Annotated in this window: 17 protein-coding genes; 8 read left to right on the top strand and 9 right to left on the bottom strand. The window is 63.7% G+C overall.

Going from position 1 to position 18172, the window contains the following annotated elements; all coding sequences use genetic code 11:
• Positions 1–4: 4 nt before the first annotated feature.
• Positions 5–1396 carry a UDP-glucose dehydrogenase family protein gene (locus tag ABHM97_RS04565; RefSeq protein WP_349469760.1) on the bottom strand — a complete coding sequence of 464 codons (1392 nt, stop codon included), beginning with the start codon at positions 1394–1396 and terminating at the stop codon, positions 5–7.
• Positions 1393–2559, bottom strand: a complete 1167-nt coding sequence (locus tag ABHM97_RS04560; RefSeq protein ID WP_349469759.1) for a glycosyltransferase family 4 protein — start codon at positions 2557–2559, stop codon at positions 1393–1395. Before ABHM97_RS04560 ends, ABHM97_RS04565 begins: the two co-directional genes overlap by 4 nt.
• A 201-nt stretch (positions 2560–2760) precedes the next feature.
• Here ABHM97_RS04560 and ABHM97_RS04555 point away from each other — a divergent pair, with 201 nt between their 5' ends.
• Positions 2761–4632, top strand: a complete 1872-nt coding sequence (locus ABHM97_RS04555; RefSeq protein WP_349469758.1) for an FG-GAP-like repeat-containing protein — start codon at positions 2761–2763, stop codon at positions 4630–4632.
• A gap of 133 nt (positions 4633–4765) precedes the next feature.
• Complete coding sequence (locus tag ABHM97_RS04550) at positions 4766–6667, top strand: FG-GAP-like repeat-containing protein (RefSeq protein ID WP_349469757.1); 1902 nt, start codon at positions 4766–4768, stop codon at positions 6665–6667.
• Positions 6668–6738: 71 nt separating this feature from the next.
• On the opposite strand, the gene ABHM97_RS04545 is transcribed toward ABHM97_RS04550, so the two are convergent.
• Positions 6739–7182, bottom strand: a complete 444-nt coding sequence (locus tag ABHM97_RS04545; RefSeq protein ID WP_502921253.1) for a MerR family transcriptional regulator — start codon at positions 7180–7182, stop codon at positions 6739–6741.
• A 145-nt stretch (positions 7183–7327) separates the two neighbouring features.
• Between ABHM97_RS04545 and ABHM97_RS04540 the strand changes: the two genes are divergently transcribed.
• The 3 genes from ABHM97_RS04540 (at position 7328) to ABHM97_RS04530 (ending at position 8752) form a co-directional block, all read left to right on the top strand.
• Positions 7328–7750 (top strand): Hsp20/alpha crystallin family protein, encoded by a 423-nt coding sequence (locus ABHM97_RS04540; protein ID WP_235519155.1) that lies wholly within the window; start codon positions 7328–7330, stop codon positions 7748–7750.
• Positions 7751–7976: 226 nt separating this feature from the next.
• Positions 7977–8378, top strand: coding sequence for a J domain-containing protein (locus ABHM97_RS04535; protein WP_349469756.1), 402 nt, complete (start codon positions 7977–7979; stop codon positions 8376–8378).
• Entirely contained in the window at positions 8375–8752 is a 378-nt protein-coding gene (locus tag ABHM97_RS04530; protein ID WP_141283126.1) for a hypothetical protein, read from the top strand. Before ABHM97_RS04535 ends, ABHM97_RS04530 begins: the two co-directional genes overlap by 4 nt.
• 21 nt (positions 8753–8773) lie before the next feature.
• On the opposite strand, the gene ABHM97_RS04525 is transcribed toward ABHM97_RS04530, so the two are convergent.
• Complete coding sequence (locus ABHM97_RS04525) at positions 8774–8998, bottom strand: NfeD C-terminal domain-containing protein (RefSeq protein ID WP_502921252.1); 225 nt, start codon at positions 8996–8998, stop codon at positions 8774–8776.
• Between the two features lie 4 nt (positions 8999–9002).
• On the bottom strand, positions 9003–10481 hold the full coding sequence (locus ABHM97_RS04520) for a flotillin family protein (RefSeq protein ID WP_257368776.1): 1479 nt from the start codon (positions 10479–10481) through the stop codon (positions 9003–9005).
• 467 nt (positions 10482–10948) lie between these two features.
• Here ABHM97_RS04520 and ABHM97_RS04515 point away from each other — a divergent pair, with 467 nt between their 5' ends.
• Entirely contained in the window at positions 10949–12280 is a 1332-nt protein-coding gene (locus ABHM97_RS04515) for a cell division protein PerM (RefSeq protein ID WP_349469755.1), read from the top strand.
• Positions 12281–12310: 30 nt separating this feature from the next.
• Here the strand turns inward: ABHM97_RS04515 and ABHM97_RS04510 are convergent, their stop codons facing one another.
• Entirely contained in the window at positions 12311–12760 is a 450-nt protein-coding gene (locus tag ABHM97_RS04510) for a hypothetical protein (RefSeq protein WP_257368774.1), read from the bottom strand.
• 11 nt (positions 12761–12771) lie between these two features.
• Here ABHM97_RS04510 and purN point away from each other — a divergent pair, with 11 nt between their 5' ends.
• Complete coding sequence (gene purN, locus ABHM97_RS04505) at positions 12772–13335, top strand: phosphoribosylglycinamide formyltransferase (RefSeq protein ID WP_349469754.1); 564 nt, start codon at positions 12772–12774, stop codon at positions 13333–13335.
• 37 nt (positions 13336–13372) lie between these two features.
• Here the strand turns inward: purN and ABHM97_RS04500 are convergent, their stop codons facing one another.
• The 3 genes from ABHM97_RS04500 to ABHM97_RS04490 all read right to left on the bottom strand — a co-directional run bounded on the left by ABHM97_RS04500 (position 13373) and on the right by ABHM97_RS04490 (position 16656).
• On the bottom strand, positions 13373–14725 hold the full coding sequence (locus ABHM97_RS04500) for an MFS transporter (protein WP_349469753.1): 1353 nt from the start codon (positions 14723–14725) through the stop codon (positions 13373–13375).
• A gap of 61 nt (positions 14726–14786) precedes the next feature.
• Positions 14787–15737, bottom strand: a complete 951-nt coding sequence (gene murQ, locus ABHM97_RS04495; RefSeq protein WP_349469752.1) for an N-acetylmuramic acid 6-phosphate etherase — start codon at positions 15735–15737, stop codon at positions 14787–14789.
• Positions 15712–16656 carry an N-acetylglucosamine kinase gene (locus tag ABHM97_RS04490; RefSeq protein WP_349469751.1) on the bottom strand — a complete coding sequence of 315 codons (945 nt, stop codon included), beginning with the start codon at positions 16654–16656 and terminating at the stop codon, positions 15712–15714. The genes murQ and ABHM97_RS04490 overlap by 26 nt, the downstream gene beginning before the upstream one ends.
• Positions 16657–16892: 236 nt before the next feature.
• Between ABHM97_RS04490 and ABHM97_RS04485 the strand changes: the two genes are divergently transcribed.
• Positions 16893–17822 carry an endonuclease domain-containing protein gene (locus ABHM97_RS04485; RefSeq protein ID WP_349469750.1) on the top strand — a complete coding sequence of 310 codons (930 nt, stop codon included), beginning with the start codon at positions 16893–16895 and terminating at the stop codon, positions 17820–17822.
• Positions 17823–18172 lie beyond the last annotated feature (350 nt).

Genomic DNA, 18172 nt, shown 5'->3' with positions numbered 1-18172 from the left:
TCGGCTAAGCCCGCGCGTGCTTCCGTCGCGTGGCGACGGACGTCCCAACCCCACGCTCCTCACCGACACCCGCACCCGCACCCGTCCCCAGACCACGGACCGTCCACCCGGCGCTCCGCCAAGCCTCAGTGTCCAGGACGTTTCGAGCGTCAAGCACCATCCGGCGTCGTACCAGCGAGCCGACAGCAACGGGTGACAGCGAGACGTATTCGTCCCATTCCGTCAGCAGCAGCACCAGTTCGGCGCCTTCGAGGGCTCGTTTGGTGGAGGCTTCGAAGCGGATCTGCGGGTAGCGGATCCAGGCGTTGTTGATGGCTTTGGGGTCGCTGACGGTGACGTGGGCGCCGGCGGCAGCGAGTTGTTGGGCGACGTCCAGGGCGGGGGAGTCGCGGATGTCGTCGGTGTCGGGCTTGAAGGCCGCGCCGAGTATGGTCACGGTGCGGCCGGACAGGAAGCCGCGGCACATTTCCCGGGCGATCTCCACCGCGCGGGAGCGCTGGTCGAGGTTCACCGAATCCACCAACGCCATCCACTCATCCACTGACGGCACGGATAGCTCGCGCGCCTGGGCCCGGAACGACCGGATGTCCTTGGGCAGGCAGCCGCCGCCGAAGCCGAGCCCGGCGTGCAGGTACCGGTTGCCGATGCGCGGATCCAGGCCCATCGCCTCGCTGAGTTCGCTGACGTCCGCGCCCGAAGCGTCGCACAGCTCTGCCATGGCGTTGATGAAGCTGACCTTCGTGGCCAGGAACGCGTTCGACGCCGACTTGATCAGTTCCGCCGTCGCAAAATTGCAGACCAAGCGCGGGATCCCGGCGCTGATCAGTGGCTCGTAGACGGCGTCGAGCACGGCGGTGACTGGAGCCCCGGCCGCGGCATCCTTACCACCCGGGACGCCGTAGACCAGCCGGTCGGGGACCAACGAATCCTTGACGGAAGTGCCCTGGCGCAGGAACTCTGGGTTCCAGCCGAGCAGCACGTCCGAGCGTCGTGCCAGCAGCTCGCGCAGCTTCTCCACCGTGCCTACCGGCACCGTCGATTTCCCGACGACGGCGGCCCCCTTTGCCAGGTGCGGCAGGAGGCTCTTCGTGGCGCCCATGAGGTAGGAGAGGTCCGCGGTATCCGAGGTTTTGGACTGGGGAGTGCCTACACAGAGGAAGTGAACTTCGGCAGCCGCGGCGAGAGCGAAGTCCGTGGTGAACTGGAGCCGGCCGGTGGTGCGACCGTCGCTCAGGAGTTCGTCCAGGCCGGGTTCGTGGAAGGGGGCCAGTGCCTTGTTGAGCTGTTCAACTTTGGAGGAATCGACATCGATACCCACCACAGTGTGGCCCATCGAAGCGAGCGTTGCTGCGTGGACTGCGCCGAGGTAGCCGCAGCCGATCACGGAAATCTTCATGAGGTGGGTCCTTTGCTTGAGGTCAATTCGGTGGGGCCGTTTTCCCGCGAGAAAGAGGCGATGACTTCGGTGTAATGGCGGACCAGGTCGGCGCTGAGCACAGGCCACGTCCTGCCCTGGACAGACGCGGCTGCTGCCGTTGCGAACGCGCGGCGCTTGGCGTCGTCGCCCATCAGATCCTGCACGTAATCGCGCAGCTGGGTGAGGTTCCCGGGCTCGTAGAGCCAGCCGGTGCGCGAGTTCTCCACGAGGTCCAAGGGGCCGCCGCGTCCGGTAGCCACCACGGGAACGCCCGACGCCATGGCTTCCTGGATGGTTTGGCAGAAGGTTTCGAACTCGCCGGGATGGACGAACAGGTCAAAGGAGGCAACAGCTTCGGCCAGGGCATCCCCGCCAAGGAAGCCCGTAAATACAGCGCCCGGCAGCGCAGCTTCAAGGGAGGCGCGCTGCGGGCCATCGCCCACAATCACCAGCTTCGTGTTCGGCAGATCAGCGAGCACGGCGAGGTCCTCAACCTGTTTCTCCACGGCGAGCCGGCCGACGTAGCCGATGATGCGGTGACCGTCGGGCGCTACTTGGCTGCGCCACGCCGTCGAACGTTTAGCGGGGTTGAAGCGCGCGGTATCCACACCGCGACGCCACATATCCACGCGCAGGATGCCGCGACCGCGCAACTGGTTCAGCGCGAATGTGGACGGCGCAAGGGTTCGGGTTGCCAGGAGGTGGATGTTGTCCACACGGTTCCATGCCCAGTTCTCCAGGAACGGCACGCCATAGCGGGCGGCGTAGCTGGGAACCTCGGTTTGATAGATCGCCACGCTCGGGATGCCGAGTTGGTGGGCGGCCTGCACGGCGCGCCAGCCGAGGACGAACGGGGAGGCGAGGTGCACCACGTCGGGCGAGAAATCGGCAAGGATTCGCTTGACCCGATTTACGCCACCCAACGCAACCCGCACATTCGTGTAGCCAGCCAGCGGCACCGAGGGAAGCCGGTGCACATACGCACCCTTCTCGACGCTCGAAACATCAGTGTCCGACGTCGACGGCGCGATCACCATCACCTCATCCCCGCGCTCTTGCAGATGCTCCAGCACCCGCAGTATCGAGTGGGTTACCCCATTCATCAATGGCAGGAATGATTCGGCGACGATTGCGATCCTCACGCCTTCAACGGTGGTCGGGGCGGGTGGCGGTGCGGGTGCGGGCGGGTGGCCTGTGGAGGAAGAGTTGGTTAACAGGTGGTTCTTCGACATGTTCGTTGCAGGCTTGAGACTCAATGCTGGGAGTTTCCTGTGCCCGCTGTAGACTCCGCTCATCGACGCGACAGTCGCGTCTCAATTAGTGGGGGTCTCATGGGTTCTGTCGTGCACCGTACAACTGTGTCCGGGGTCAGGAAAAGAGGGCGGAATCTTCCGACGGCGGCCCTCACGGTTGCGGGTGCGCTGGCAGTATCGCTATTGGTGGGTTCGCCGGCCACGGCCGATGTGGTGGTGGCTGACATACCCGTCGGATCGTCGCCACGAGCACTAGCCGTTGGTGAGTTCAGTGATGACAAGGTTTATGTTGCTACGGACTCCGGCGTGTCCATCATTGAAAAGGGCACCCACAAGGTCACCACCGTGGATGTGGGCGGAGTCCCCCAGGACGTGGCTGTTTACCACGGTTGGGCCTACGTCAGCGTCTCGGCTGGGGCAGGCAAACCGGGCAGGGTCGTATTGCTCAACGGCAACACGAATCAGGTTGCTCAAACCTATCCCACCGGCGTAGATCCCCGGCAAGTGGTGGTCAACGAGACCATGGGCAAAATCTACGTCTCGTTCAAGACCGGTGTGACGGTGCTGCAGCCCGGCTTGTCTTCGGCAACGGTGGCGTTGCCCGCACCCCCGAAGGATATGAGTTACAGCCCGGCAAACTACGACCTCTACGTTGCCAACGGAAATTCGGTCACCGTCATCGACGGTCGAACAAACGTGCCAACCACTGTTGACCTTGGTGCCCCGGTGCAGGGAGTGGCTGCTAATTTCGTCAGCAATACGACTTTCGCCACTGTTGATGGCCAAAACAAGTCTTTAGTGATGGCCATCAGTGGTGTTGACAACACTGTAAGTACAGTTTTTGAGACTTTCTCCAAGAAGCTTGGGGACATCTTCACTGATGGAAATTCGCGGCTCAATGTGGCTGCGTCGAACGGCTTGAACGGTGGTTCCGTAATAGTGTTCGACGTCCAATCCAAGGCCAGGGTCGCTGAGGTAGGGACGAGTGGCCAATCGGGCACCATGGCGGGCGACAGAAGGCAAAGCAAGGTGTACGTCCCGAACCTCGCTGGCGGGGCCACCATCGTCGACTATTACTACGCAACAAGTACTGTTCGGACGGGAAGCAATCCCGTAGCCGCCGCCGTCGACATGGATGGCCAAAAAGCCTACATCGCCAACAAGGGCAGCAACACAGTCACAGTCATCGACGAATCCGTTCCGGCGCCCGTAAAGAATGACTTCAACGGCGACAGGAAAACTGACGTACTGGCACGGGATGCTGAGGGCCTGCTTTGGCTGTACCCCGGCAACGGCGCAGGCGGCTGGTTGCCGAAGGTTCAGGTTGGCTCGGGTTGGAACGTCATGAGTGCAGTGATCGCCCCCGGCGACTTTAACGGTGACAAAAAGGCGGACGTGCTCGCCCGGGATGGCGCGGGCACCCTTTGGCTTTATCCAGGTGACGGCTCCGGCGGGTGGCTTCCCCGGAAACAGGTTGGCGCCGGATGGTCAGCCATGACCGCCATAACTGCCGGCGGCGACTTCAACGGTGACGGAAAGGTCGACGTTCTGGCCCGAGACGGCGCGGGTCTTTTGTGGCTCTACCCGGGCAATGGTTCGGGTGGCTGGCTGTCGCGCGTTCAAGTCGGCTCTGGCTGGTCGGGGATGTCCGGGATCACGGGCGTCGGCGATTTCAACGGCGACGGTACGGCTGACGTGGTCTCTCGCGACGGTGCCGGTGCCCTCTGGCTCTATCCCGGAAATGGTTACGGTGGATGGCTGGCTCCGCGCCAAACCGGATCGGGCTGGAACGTCATGAACGTTCTAGTGGGTCCTGGTGACTTCAACGGCGATGGTAAGACTGACCTGATGTCCAGGGATTCATCTGGTTCGTTGTGGCTATTCGCCGGTAGCGGAGGACCAGCGTGGCCCACTGGAAACCGGGTTGGTACGGGCTGGAGTGGGATGACTGCCATCCTGTGATCCCACTGAGGATCACGTAATTAGTGCCGCGAAAAGAATAAATGTTCCCGATGGGGCCGCTGATTGTGCGGCCCCGCTTGTAGACTCCCTTCAACGGGACGCGCTCAGGCGTCCTTTATCTGGGGGTTCTGCCATGGTTGCTGCTGGGGATGTTTCGCGCGCGCATTTTGAGGTTTCGCGACCGGGCTTAAGACGGCGGGGTGGCGTACGACGGCGGCGCCGGGCAGCGGCGGGAACTGTCGCCGTCGGACTGGCGCTGGGGCTGTTGTCGGGAACCTTGGGTTCGCCCGCTGTAGCGGACGATCTCACCCGCGTTGTCCCCGTCGGCGAGCGTCCAACGGGTATAGCCGTGAATCCGGCCACCAACAAGGCGTATGTGGCCACCTTTGACGGTGTCGATGTGGTTGACGGCGAGCTCTCCAGTGGCCTCCTGTACACGGGGGACATGCCGGTGGACGTCGCGGTGAACCCAGTGACGAACAAGGTTTTCGTCAGCGAAATCGGTGGGGCCGTGGCCGTGGTCGATGGTGCTACCCGCGCCGTGACTTCAGTTCCTGTCGGCGCGAACCCGGGCAGGCTTGCAGTGAACCCGGTGACGAACAAGACCTACGTCGCATGGCAGAACGGCGTGAAAGTGATCGACGGTGCCACCCTCACCGCCACTGCTTTGCCGGTAGCCGGCGCCCAGGAGATCGCGGTGAACTCGACCACCGGCAAGGTCTACATTTTGGGTGGCGGAGTCATCAAGGTGATTGGCGCTGGTGGTGTGGTGACCTCGACCATCAGCATCGGCGCCGGCGGCATCTTGGACCTGGCCATCAACGAAACCACGAACAAGATCTACTTCACCACCCTGGGCAAGTATGGTGCCGGGGTGCGCGTAGTTGATGGCATCACGGACACCGTCACTGACACGATTCCGACCACAAACAACGTGGGCAAACTGGCAGTGAATCCGGTGACCAACACCGTATACGTCGCCGGGGACAGCGAGGGCCTGGACGGGTTCGTGCAGGTCATTGACCCAGCCACAAAGACACAGGTCGCCAAACTGCGAACTCCCTCTCGTGTCACCGACATTCTGGTCAACTCCAGAGGCAACAAGGCTTACGCGCTCCTGCAAGGGAGGGGAGTCACCGTGGTGGATGGCGACAACCGTTTCTCCGCCGTGTTCTCCGGACAGGATCCCCTGGACGCCGCGGTCAACCCGAACACCGGCAAGGTCTACGTCTCCAACAACGGAAGTGCCTCCGTGTCCGTGATTGACGGCTCTGCTGCAGCGCCCGTGAAGAACGACTTCAACGGTGATTCGCATCCTGACGTGTTGGCGCGCGACGTGTCCGGGGCCTTGTGGCTCTACCCGGGCAACGGATCAGGTGGCTGGCTCCAGCGCGTCCAAGTCGGCCAAGGCTGGAACGTGATGACGGCCCTGATCGCGCCGGGCGACTTCAACGGCGACTCGTTTGCCGACGTGTTGGCGCGCGACGGCGGTGGTCTCCTGTGGCTCTACCCGGGCAACGGTGCCGGTGGGCTTGGAACCCGGGTGCTGGTTGGCAGCGGCTGGGAAAACATGAGCGCCATCGAGCCCATCAACTTCTTTGGCGCCGGCTTTGGGGACGTCGTGGCCCGCGACCGTGGCGGGGCCTTGTGGCTGTACCGCGGCGACGGAAAGGGTGGCTGGTTGCCCCGGATGTGGGCTGATTCGGGCTGGTCGGCACTGTCTGAAATCACTGGCGCCGACGACTTCAACGGCGACGGCGTCACCGACCTCGTGGCCCGCGACAGCGCTGGGACCTTGTGGTTGTACCCGCCCAAGGGAACCAGCGGATGGCTGCCCCGCCAGGTCACCGGTCAAGGTTGGAACGCGATGAACTCACTGGTTGGACCCGGCGATTTCGACGGCGACGGGCGGGCTGATCTGCTGGCCCGGGACTCTAGCGGTGGGCTGTGGTTGTACTCCGGTCAAGGAGGATCGGCATGGCCCACGGCGAAGCAGGTTGGTGCCGGGTGGAATGTGATGACGGCGATAATCTGACGCGTGCTGCTCGACAAGGTGTCTGAGCCTTGGGTTGTGCACATGTCAGGCCTTTTCGGCATGTAAACAACTCATGAGCCAGTGCCAGCGCCCCCATTTCGCGCAGCCTTCAAGTCCTTCCGCAGCCCCTTGTTGTCTGCCCGTAGTTCCCGGGTGTCCTGCGTGAGGCCGTGGTTATCCTCGGTTAGCCCCCGGTTCGCAGCTTCCAACTCCAGCACGAGCTTCACGCCTGCCAGGTTCAGCCCCTCATCCAGCAACACCCCGATCCGGCGCAGGGTCGCCAGGTTCCGTTCGCTGTAGCGGCGGGTGCCGCCGTCGGTCCTCTCGGGGGTGAGTAGCCCTTTACGTTCGTACAGCCGAAGGTTTTGCTGGCCGGTGCCCACGAGCTCAGCTGCAACGGAGATCGCGTAGACGCCGAGCGCGTCCCGGTCGTCGGTAGAACCCGACCCGCCGTCGGACGCGGCGGCGCCCAATCCGCCGTCGTGCCCTCCAGATGAACTGTCCGCAGTACCCATCCGAAACCTCTCTCCAAAATTCTTCCGAAAACCTACTTGCACCACTCTCTCACCAGTGCTATAAAAAATCTATACCAGCCAACACAGATCTGGAAGGCTGGACCAACAGAAGAGTCAGCATCAAGATCTAAGGAGTGAGAAAAAAATGCTGATGCGCACTGACCCGTTCCGCGAATTCGACAGGCTCGCCCAACAGGTTTTTGGCACAACAGCACGCCCCGCCGGCATGCCGATGGACGCCTGGCAGGAAGGCGAAGAGTTTGTGGTCGCTTTCGATCTGCCTGGTGTGAATCCTGAATCGGTGGATCTCGACGTCGAGCGCAACGTCCTGACCGTTAAGGCAGAACGGAAGTCGCCAGCGGGCGAGAACACCGAACTGATCGCCGCCGAACGCCCCCAAGGCGTTTTCAGCCGCCAACTGATCCTGGGCGACACCCTGGACACCGACGGCGTCAAGGCCAGCTACGACGCAGGTGTGCTGACACTCCGCATCCCCGTCGCCGAGAAGGCCAAGCCCCGGCGCATCGAAATCACGTCCAACGAGCAACGACAAGAAATTAACGCGTAATCCACCCTCTCCGCTGAGGGCTCGCCCGGGGGTGGCCCTCAGCGGAGCGCAGGACGGGAGCTTCGGATCGGCCGCAGCATCGGAAAATGGGCGCAGGCTTCGCGCCACGCCACAGCGCTTGACGCGCAGAGGAAAACGCGGCCCCTGACGTCGCCTCCCGATCGGATGGCCCTCGGCTTCGGCCGGGGGCCATCTCCCATCCACCGCATCCCACCCGGAACCAGCAGTGAACACCCAGCCAGACCACTACGCCACCCTGCACGTGCCGCCCGATGCCACCCCGCGCGAGATCGCACGCGCCTACCGGGCGCTGCTGCGCACCCACCACCCGGACACGCGCCAAGCAACCGACGACGGCGGCACTCCCTCAGCGAGCGACGTTCAGGAACTGCACGCCATCATGCAGGCGTACGTCATTTTGTCGGACCCAGGAAAGCGGGCGGCATACGACCGTGAGCGGCGCTCCAGTGCTCCATCCGGTGATCGTGGAACGCCTGTGAAGGTCCGAGTCCATCGATCGCCGGAAGCTACGCCCGGTCCCACCTCGGGGCAGGGGCCGCTGTCGTTTGGCCCGGCCCGATGGGAGCCCCTGCCCCGAAGCACCCGACTTCCAAGGAGACATTTATGAGCGCATGGCGTCCCTACGACGGCCACATCATCCCGGCCTTCTACGAACGGTTCGAGAAACGCTGGGGGAGGGGGACCGCGCCGTTCCTCGATCCCGAGGTCCATGAGCAGCCCATGCCCCGTGCCCAGTGGATCAACCCCGATACGGGCGCGGCCGTGGCAGTCGTTCCTATCTGGACCGACGACCCCGAGCACAGATCCTTCGGCGTCTTCTATCTACCGCCAGCCGGCGATATTTGGATGCTACGGCCTGGACCCACCACGTTCCTGGAACCCAGCGGAGGAGCGAGTCGAGAGCAGGTGACACTGCGCAACGACGCTTTCAAGAAAGCCGTGAACCACGCGAAGGAGTTCATCTACGGGCCACAGTTGTAAGGGCGTGCCGCGCGAGGGCGGCTATTCCTGCAGGACGTCCGGCAGTTCGTCCACGTAGACCGATTGCGGCGGTTCGAAGTAGATCACCAGAACTTTCTCGCCCACGGTAAAGACACTCGTCTTGTCAAATGGGTAGGCGAAGAAGGCGCTGGTCCCGCCATGGAAGGGAAGCATGACTTCGCCAATGGTTCCAGGCGCGACCGTGCCTGTGACCCTGCCGATCTTTCCGGTCAGACTTCGATCCACCGCTCTAGGCATCTGGTGCCTTGCCGGAAGGGGATTGAGCGGGTGGTGCCTTGACCGGAGCTGGGCGGGGAGAAGGAGCAGGCGTTTCCTTGCCCCGCAGCGCCGAAGCAAGCGACGGCAGGAAGTTGCCCACCTGGGACAGGATTCCGCCCACCATGCTGTTCAGCCCCTCGCCACCATTGAGTACTGTCAGCTGCCCAATCCGTGAGAACGGCTCAGCGGCTGCCGACACGATCGCGGGCATGTTCTCCGCGATCTGCTGGGAGATGACGGCATCCTGGTTGGTTTCGAGCGCTTCACCGCGTGCCTTGATGCCTTCAGCTTCAGCCAACGCCTTGGCCTTCACAGCGGAGGCGGCCGCATTGCCGCGCGCCGTCGTCGCCGCTGCCTCGGCCTCACCCGTGACGCGCGTTGCGCCTGCCATGGCTGCGGCTGCCCCGGCGTTGGCTTGGGCTTCGAGTTCGACCCGCCGGGCGTTGGCTTGGGCCTCGAGTTCGGTGCGCTTGGCCAATGCTTCCGCGGCGCTGATGTCAGCCGCCTTCTTGGCTTCGGCGTCGGTACGTTGGGCGTATGCCCGGGCATCTGCGGGCTTACGGATGGTGGTCTGCAGTTTCTGCTCTTCGCGATCGGCCTCAAGCTTGGCCACTTCGGTCTCCTGAACCACCACCTGCTGACGGGCGGTGGCGTCGGCCAGCGGCCCGGCTTGCGCGGCCTGGGCACGTGCCTGCTCCGCGTTGGCCTGTGCCGCGGATTGCTTGATAGCGGAAAGGCTCTGTGCGTCCGCGATCAGGGCCGCGGCTTCCGCTTCTTTCTCTGCAGCTTCCCGGTTGCTGGTGGCCTCCGCTATGCGGGCCTCCATCTTGACCTGCGCGATGTGAGGCTTCGCCAGGTTCTGGATATAGCCGGTGGGGTCCTGCAGGTCCTTGATCTGCAGTGAATCCACCACCAGGCCCAGTTTCTCCATCTCCACGCCACTGGCACTGCGAACCAAGGAAGCCAGCTTGTCGCGCTCGCGGATGATTTCCTCCACGGTCATGCTGCCGATGATCGAACGTAGGTGCCCTTCGAAGACGTTGTAGACCTGGCTCTCCATCTTGGGCTGCTGACCCAGGAATCGCCGGGCCGCGTTGGCGATGAAGGGGGGAGCGTCGCCGATCTTGTAGATCACCACTCCGTCCACGATCACTTGAATCCCCTGCGAGGTAACGCAGGAGACCTTGAGCTCGGTTTCGTTCAGGGTCAAGGCCAGGCTGCGAACCGTCTGCAGTCCCGGGACCACCAATGCGCCTTTGCCGGTGACGATTTTGAAGTCCATGCCGTCCGTATTTTCGAGGGTTCCGCGCGTCAGCCCCGAGATAATGAGGGCCTCGTTCGGTTCCGCTACCTTCCACATCGCCTTGGTGGCCAGCCAAATGAAGCCGATCACGAGCACCACGCCCAGAATGATGGCGATCAGGGGAAAGAAAGCTGCGAGGTCGTCCATTGACCTTGTCCCTTCAGACGGTGTGAGCGACACACTTTGGTTGACCCCCAATAGGCCAAATGGTTGCTCGTGTACACAGTCTCGTTGCGCTGGAGCAGGGAAGTCCAGCACATTTGTGCGTCATTTGTGTGGCTACTTGGTGAGCCCAAATTGCCGAGACGTCGCCCCTCGGCGCAAGGAAGGAGGGAACAAAAGAAGGCTGGTGCAGCCTGGGAAAAGATCCGAAGGTGGCTGCACCAGCTGCTAGTACGACTTTCCGTTTAGAAGTTGTGACACCTATCCATTGGCCGCTCCTAGTTCCCGGCTTCGTTTGTTTCCGGGTCTTTCAACATCAGTTGGGGGCGGTCATCTGCCCCGGGAGAACACCTCCCATCTTACGGCGGGCCACGGAAAAAAGCGCAGGAATTCGCGGTATTTCGGGGGAGTCTGACGGGCGGGTGCTGCCCACCATGGCACGATAGATCACGATGAAACTGCGCGCTGATCAGACCGGAAACCGTGGCCTCCCCATGCCCCTTTGGCTGCAGGGCGGTTTGGAAGCGGCTCAGTCGGCGTTCATTTCGGCCATTGTTGTGGTGTTGCCGCTGGTGGGGGTGTGGGCGACCGACGGTTTTCACGACCGCAACGTCGACACCCTGGCCCGATTGGCCGGCCAGGCCTGGCTGCTGATCCACGGTGTTCCGCTTGGACTGGCACACGTCGACATGGGCACCGCGGCGCAACCGGGATCTGGCCTGTTGTCCCTGCACCCGCTGGGGCTGACGCTCATCCCGTTCCTGCTTGCCTGGCGTGCAGGCCGGCGACTGGCCCGTGCCTCGTACACGGACCAGCTGTGGCAGGCGTTCATGGGCGCGTTCGTGGTGTACGCGGCGTTCGGGATGGCTACCGGGTTCGTGTGCCGCACCCCGGAAGTGGTCATCAACCTTTGGTACGCCATGACCATCCCGCTGATTTCCTTCGCCCTGGGCATGATCGTCGGTGCCCGGCGTGAGGCTGGTTCGTGGAGCCGGCTGATTGGCGTGGACGCCGTCGCCTGGCTTTCGAAAACCAGTCAGCATTCACGGTGGGCAGGCTCGTATGTCGGCTCCGGGTTGAAGGCCGGTTTCGTGGCGATCGTGGCCGCCGTGAGCTTGTCAGCGGTACTGCTGGCCGCCACCATCGTGTGGCATTGGACAGACATTATTGCCGTCTACGAGGGCATCCAGGCCGGCGCGTTGGGCGGCGCCGTGCTCACCATTGCGCAGCTCGGTTTCCTGCCGAACCTGGTGATCTTTGCGCTTTCGTGGTCCTCCGGCGCGGGCTTCTCCCTGGGTGTCGGCTCCACGGCAGGTCCACTGGGCACCACGGTTGGACCGCTCCCGGCAGTCCCCATTCTGGGAGGTCTCCCGGCCGGGCAGCTCGACTTCGGTTCCGCCGCCCTGGCACTGCCGGTAGTCGCCGGGATATTGGCAGGGTGGTGGTTCCTGCGCGAAGGCGAAAACCACTTCGACGAATGGCTCTCCATCAAAATCAAAGCCCGCTGGTTCACCGCCGCGGCATCAACGCTGTTCCTCGGCGCGTTCATCGGTACTGTCGCAGGGCTGCTCGGTGGCGCGATGGCGTGGATCGCCCGCGGTTCTGCCGGTATTGGCCGGCTCACGGAAATCGGACCTCACCCGTTCTGGACGGCAGTCTGGCTTGCCGCCGAAGTGGGGATCGGCGTCGTGATCGGGTACGCCGTGGGGCCATGGCTGGAACGCAGCCAGAAGCAGCGCGAGGCGAACCTCGACGAAGCAGCGTACGACGACGAACACGCCTAAGCGGTCAGCGGCCGCCAAGCGGACGCCGGGCTACCGCAACGGCCCCGGCATGGAGTTTTCCAGCTGGGTCAGGCACTGCGACTTCGCGGTTTCCGTGAGCGCACTGCGGGAGCAATCCTGGTAGGTGCTGACCTGCTTGAAGAAAAGCACGGACGTCAGGATGAGCAGGCACATCACGGCGGTAACGATCAAGCCGGAGATGGTCCCGAACAGGATCAGGCGGGGCTGCTTGAACTTCACTGTCCGCACCAGCACCACAACGCCCAACACCCCGGCGGCGAGCGTGAGGATGGCGCTCAGCCAGACGTAATCCACGTTCAGGGAGAACACGAAGAACGCGCCCAAGGCCGACAAAAGGAAGGCGCGGAACAGGATTTGGGTCACGCCGAGCGCGGACTTTTCGGCCTCGGAGCGGGATTGCTGGCTCGGCTTGGGACCGACGTCGGGATTCATGTTTTCCAGCCTACGCGAGCCGCCCATAAGCTAGTGCAATGCGCATTGTTGTCCTCGTCTCCGGTACCGGTTCCAATCTTCAGGCAGTCATCGACGCCGTGAAGTCAGGTGAACTGGATGTCGAGATCGCCGCTGTGGGCGCTGACCGGCCCGATACCTACGGGGTGGAGCGTTCCGAGGAAGCGGGCATAGAGACGTTCGTGGTGAACTTCAACTCCTTCGAAACCCGCGCGGAGTGGGACGCAGCCTTGCGCGACAAGGTGCTTTCCTACAGCCCGGACGTGGTGGTTTCCTCCGGGTTCATGAGGATCGTTAGCGCCGACTTCATCGATGCTTTCGGCGGCAAGTACGTCAACACGCACCCGGCGCTGCTCCCGTCCTTCCCGGGCGCCCACGGTGTCCGCGATGCGATGGCCTACGGCGTGAAGGTCACCGGCTGCACCGTCCACTGGGCCGACGCCGGCGTGGACACGGGCCCCATCATTGCACAGGAGGCCGTCTCTGTGCTTCCGGATGACACCGAAGAAACCCTGCACGAGCGCATCAAGATCGTGGAGCGCCGACTGCTGGTCCAGACGCTGCGGGACCTCGCGGCCCACTAGCCCGCACCCGCACCCGCCCGGGTCAGGAGAGCTCGCGTCAGGAGAGCTCGCGCTGCTTGGTCTCCGGGGCGAAGAACGCCATCCACAGCACCGACAGGAGCACCAGGCCGCCGGCGAGGGCAAAGGACGTCGCCAAACCGAACTCCGGCCAGAAGAACGACGCAAACACCAAGGGCCCAAAGCCCGCGCCGATGCGGGAGAACGTCGAAGCCCACCCGAAGCCGGAGCCGCGAAGCTCGGTGGGATACAGCTCGGACACGTAGGCGTACAGCACGGGGATGGCCACCTGGACCACGAACCCGAACACCAGCAGCCAGAACACCGCAGCCGAGGGAACGTCCACCACGAGCGCCACGATCACCAGCGTCACCGCGGACAGGGGACCGGTGATGGCCAGGATCCATTTGCGGCCCACCCGTTCCACCAGCAGCGCAGCAACCACCACGCCCAAAAGCCCGACGGCGGCCATACCCGCCGTCGTCACGAACGCCTTGTATTCCTCGAACCCGGCGCCGATGAGAATGCGCGGCATCCAGGTCAGCGACAGGTAGTAGACCAGGAGCACGGAGAAGAACAGGGCCCAGGCCGTGGTGGTGATCTTCCAGTTGAACTGCCAGATCTTCTGAAGCTGCGACCACGCACTGCCGGGGGAGAGCCGGGGTGCGGCCTGCGGCTCGGGCAGGCTGTAGGCGCGGGGTTCAGCCCCTGTGGCGTCGACCAAGCCGTCGATCACAGCCGCAGCTTCAGCGCGACGACCCTTCCGGATCAGGAACAACGGCGATTCGGGGACCGATCGGCGCACCCAGAACACGAGGAAAGCGGGCAGCACCATGATCAGCATGGTGAGCCGCCAGTCGCCGAAAGCCGCCACCAGCCACGCGGACAGGAAACCACACAGTGCCGCCCCCACCGGCCACCAACCATCCATCGCGGTAAGGACTTTGCCTCTTTGCTTGCGGGGCGTGAACTCACCTACCAATGCGTAGTCCACGGGGATGCAGCCGCCCAAGCCGAAACCGGCCATGAAGCGGAAGATGCAGAACCACACGATGTCAGGCGAAAACGCGCCAAGGACAGTGAAGATGCTGAAGATCAGGAGGGTGGCCGTGAACGCCTTCTTGCGACCGATGGTGTCGGCTATGGTGCCCCATGCGAACGCGCCCACAGCCATGCCGATCAGGTTGGCCGTCCCGATCCACGCCGCGTCAGCGGGTTGCAGGGACCAGTGCTTGGACAGCAATGGGATCAGGATGCCGTTGAGGGTCACGTCCCAGGCGTCGAACATGAATCCAAGGCCGCCGATGACGAAGATCTTGCCTTGGACCTTCCAGCGCCATGGCAGTTCCTGCACCACTTGTTCGCCGCTGGGCACGGTTGTGTACGTATTCATAGGGCCTCCTGCATGCAACTTTAGGCCCTGCCGGGCAACACGTTTGGCCCGGCGGCCGACGTTACTTCTGGTTCTCGATGGCCCTTCGCAGGAAACCGCCCGCTTCCTCAAGCGCGCCCTTCGCAGCGGAGGCTTCGATTCCCGTGAGGAGCACCAGAATTGCCGCCTTAACAGAGCCGCCCACGGAGTCCAACGCCGCAGCCGCTTCCGCCGCGGAAACACCGGTGGCGTGCTGCACGGTCCGCTGTGACCGGGCGAGCAACTTTTCGTTCGTGGCACGCAGGTCAACCATGAGGTTCCCGTAGGTCTTGCCGAGCTTGACCATCACCAACGTGCTGATCATGTTGAGGACAAGTTTCTGGGCGGTGCCCGAGTTCAGCCTTGTCGAGCCCGCGATGAACTCCGGACCCACCACCACTTCGATCGCAGCATCCGCCACATGGCTCACGGCCGATCCCTTATTGCAGGCCAGCGACGCCGTGAAGGCACCGTGCTTCCGGGCCTCCTCAAGCGCGCCGATCACGTACGGCGTCCTACCGGAGGCAGTGATACCTACGACGGCGTCCGCTTCCGTCACGTTGATGTCGAGCAGGTCCCGCGCGCCGGCCGTTGCGTTGTCCTCGGCGTACTCCACCGGGTGCTGGATCGCTTTGGTGCCGCCGGCGATCAATCCGACGACCAGCCCCGCCGGTGTGCCGAACGTTGGCGGGCACTCGCTGGCATCGAGCACACCCAGCCGCCCGGCAGTCCCGGCGCCCACGTACAAGAGGCGGCCGCCGCGCTGGAGTCGCTCCGCAACGGCGTCGACCGTTTGGATAATCGCGGGACTGGCCGCTTCAACGGCAGCGTGAACGCCTGCAGTGTGGGCCAGCATTGCGGCCACGAGTTCTTCCGTGCCAAGGATGTCCAGGTTCTCCAGGCCCTCCGCGGTGGCTTCGGTCTGCAATCCGGCGAGTTCCGTGCGCAGGCCCGCAAGTTTGTCGGCGTCAGTCGGGCCAGTTTGTTCCGTCACGGTGGATGTACCTTTCCTGGATGAGCCCGCGGCGCGTCGCAGCGAGAGCGGCGCCGTCCAGGCCATCGCCCAGCGGGGCCACCACCTCAATCCCAGCCGAAGCGAGGGACTTCCGCAAGAGCGACGCGAAGAAGTCCGAACCCACCACGCCGCCCAGCAGCGCCACGCGGTGCGATGTCTCGTCGCCGGAGGCTCTTTGCACTGTTGCCGTCAGGATGCGGCACGCCTCGCCAACGATGTTAAGTGCGACGGCGTCACCCGCCTCCGCTGCCTGCAGAACCAGCGGCGCGAAACGGGCCATCGCCCGGTAGGGGTTTTCCTGGTCGGCCAGCCACCCCGGGAGCATCTCCGGCGACTCAACCAAAGCGCCGGCCGCAGCGGACAACGATGTGGCCGGGCCGCCGTCGTGCGCTTCAAGAACTGCCTGCAGACCCTGCTGGCCTATCCAACGGCCGCTGCCGCGATCACCCAGGTAAGGTCCCCAGCCGTCGGCCCGGTGCAGGACCCCGAGCTCGTCGAAGCGGAAAGCCACGGCGCCTGTGCCCACGATCAATGTTGTGCCGGGGGCGCCCTGAAGTGCGCCGAGTTGGGCAGCTGTGGCATCGGAGAGGACCGCCGCGGGAACTCCGAAGCGTAGGGACAACATGGTGGCAAGCTCCTGTGACTTCTGCGCCGAAGCCTCGACGCCGGCCACAGCAGCGCCGATACCCGTTACCGTCGCCAGGGGCAGGCCCGGCGGCAACAGTGCAACGGTCTCAAGCAGGAGGTCGAATGCGAGGGTGGGGCCGTTGTCCACGTGAACTCCCGGGAACCCGTGCTGGTCCGCGGCACCCAGCAACTCCGAACCACGGCGCAACTCCACGCGGCAGCGGCTCTTCCCTACATCGGCAACAAGAACGACATCCTGGGGGTCTTCCATGGCACAACCCTATGTTGCGGGGCCCGCTGTGCGTGGTACTTCGGGTGTTTGGGGCGCAGAGCGGGCCTCACAGTGTTGGGACCTCCCGTTGCGGGGCCCGCTGTGCGTGGCACTTCGGGCGTTTGGGGCGCAGAGCGGGCCTCACAACACCTGTGGAGGAGTAGACAGAGATGCCTCTGGTGGCGTTTTCTGTGGATAACCGAATGTGAACCATCGTTTCCGGCAACTATGGACCCATGCGAAATCCCACCCCTTTGCCGCCGGAGGTCGATCCCCGAGGTTTTCTCGTCGCAGACGCATATGCCGCCGGTGTGCCGCGATGGCGGCTCCAGACGAAAGGGCTCCTAACGCCGAGTCGGGGCCTTCGTGTTGCAGAGGCAAACGAACGCGACCTCGAACTGCTCGGACGGCTGCACACCACAGTCACACCCCGCTGCGCAGTGAGCCATGTCACGGCGGCACTCTTGTGGTCTATTCCGCTTCCTATCTACCTCGAGGAAGAGGGAAAAGGCGGGTTGATCCACGTGACGCGTCGGCAAGAAATTGGGAGGGTCAAGCGTCGCGGAGTGATAGGGCATCGGGCACCTCTGCTGGCTCGGGACGTGCGCGTGCTAAATGGAGTTCAGCTGACGTCGCCGGAATGGACATGGGTAGATTTGGCCAGGCATATGGGCAGGTCATCTCTCGTGGCAGCAGGGGATTCGCTGCTGTCCCGGAAAAATCCTTTGTCCTCGATCGAAGCGCTCCAAGAAGTTGTTGATCGGCGCCCGAAGGTCAAAGGGATCCGTATGGCGCGGGAAATTTTGCCATTGTTGCGGTCGGGCGTCGACTCGCCGCAGGAGTCAAGGCTGCGCCTGAAGATAGTCGACGCCGGGCTGCCGGAGCCAGCAGTAACCCAACCAATCTTCGATGATCATGGCCGTTACGTCTCAACGCCCGACCTCCAGTACAAGGAGTACAAAATTGCCATGGAATACGAGGGCGATCATCACCGCTCCGACCCTGTGCAGTGGGGCAAGGACATTGAACGTGACGACCGGCTTCGGGCCATGGGGTGGATCGTGCTGAAGTTTTCTGAGGTCCAAATGAAGGCCGGGTGGGCCAACGCCGAACGCAAAGTACGTGACGCGTTGACATCGCGCGGTTGGCGAGGGCCGTCGTCGTAAGTCACGTCTGGGCGCGCACTTGGCGCGGAGTGGGCCTCGCAACGTGGGGCGACGGGGGGGCAGCGATTTGTGGGGCCCGGTGTGCGTGCCGGGTCCGAGTGTCGGGGCGCGGAGTGGGCCTCGCAACGTGAGGTAACGCGGGGGCGTGATTTGTGGGGCCTGGTGTGCAGGGTATTTGCGCCAGGAACCCTGCAGAGCGGGCCTCGCAACGTGGGGCGACGTCGGGCAAGGATTTGTGGGGCCTGGTGTGCGTGTGAGGTACGAGAGTTGGGGCGCGGAGCGGGCCTCCCAACGCGGGGGCGCACTTGTGGGGCCTGGTGTGCGTGTGAGGTCCGGAAGTTGGGGCGCGG

The organism is Paenarthrobacter sp. CAP02 (genome assembly GCF_040137855.1).
Classification (GTDB): Bacteria; Actinomycetota; Actinomycetes; order Actinomycetales; family Micrococcaceae; genus Arthrobacter.
The sequence above is the reverse complement of the archived record's forward strand: the minus strand, read 5'-3'. Positions and strand labels throughout refer to the sequence as shown.

Coding starts and splice junctions, on each gene's coding strand:
- ABHM97_RS04500 (WP_349469753.1), bottom strand. CDS start 14,725: ATGAATACGTACACAACCGTGCCCAGCGGCGAACAAGTGGTGCAGGAA.
- ABHM97_RS04545 (WP_502921253.1), bottom strand. CDS start 7,182: ATGGGTACTGCGGACAGTTCATCTGGAGGGCACGACGGCGGATTGGGC.
- ABHM97_RS04550 (WP_349469757.1), top strand. CDS start 4,766: ATGGTTGCTGCTGGGGATGTTTCGCGCGCGCATTTTGAGGTTTCGCGA.
- ABHM97_RS04485 (WP_349469750.1), top strand. CDS start 16,893: ATGCGAAATCCCACCCCTTTGCCGCCGGAGGTCGATCCCCGAGGTTTT.
- ABHM97_RS04530 (WP_141283126.1), top strand. CDS start 8,375: ATGAGCGCATGGCGTCCCTACGACGGCCACATCATCCCGGCCTTCTAC.
- ABHM97_RS04515 (WP_349469755.1), top strand. CDS start 10,949: ATGAAACTGCGCGCTGATCAGACCGGAAACCGTGGCCTCCCCATGCCC.
- ABHM97_RS04540 (WP_235519155.1), top strand. CDS start 7,328: ATGCTGATGCGCACTGACCCGTTCCGCGAATTCGACAGGCTCGCCCAA.
- ABHM97_RS04520 (WP_257368776.1), bottom strand. CDS start 10,481: ATGGACGACCTCGCAGCTTTCTTTCCCCTGATCGCCATCATTCTGGGC.
- ABHM97_RS04565 (WP_349469760.1), bottom strand. CDS start 1,396: ATGAAGATTTCCGTGATCGGCTGCGGCTACCTCGGCGCAGTCCACGCA.
- ABHM97_RS04510 (WP_257368774.1), bottom strand. CDS start 12,760: ATGGGCGGCTCGCGTAGGCTGGAAAACATGAATCCCGACGTCGGTCCC.
- purN (WP_349469754.1), top strand. CDS start 12,772: ATGCGCATTGTTGTCCTCGTCTCCGGTACCGGTTCCAATCTTCAGGCA.
- ABHM97_RS04490 (WP_349469751.1), bottom strand. CDS start 16,656: ATGGAAGACCCCCAGGATGTCGTTCTTGTTGCCGATGTAGGGAAGAGC.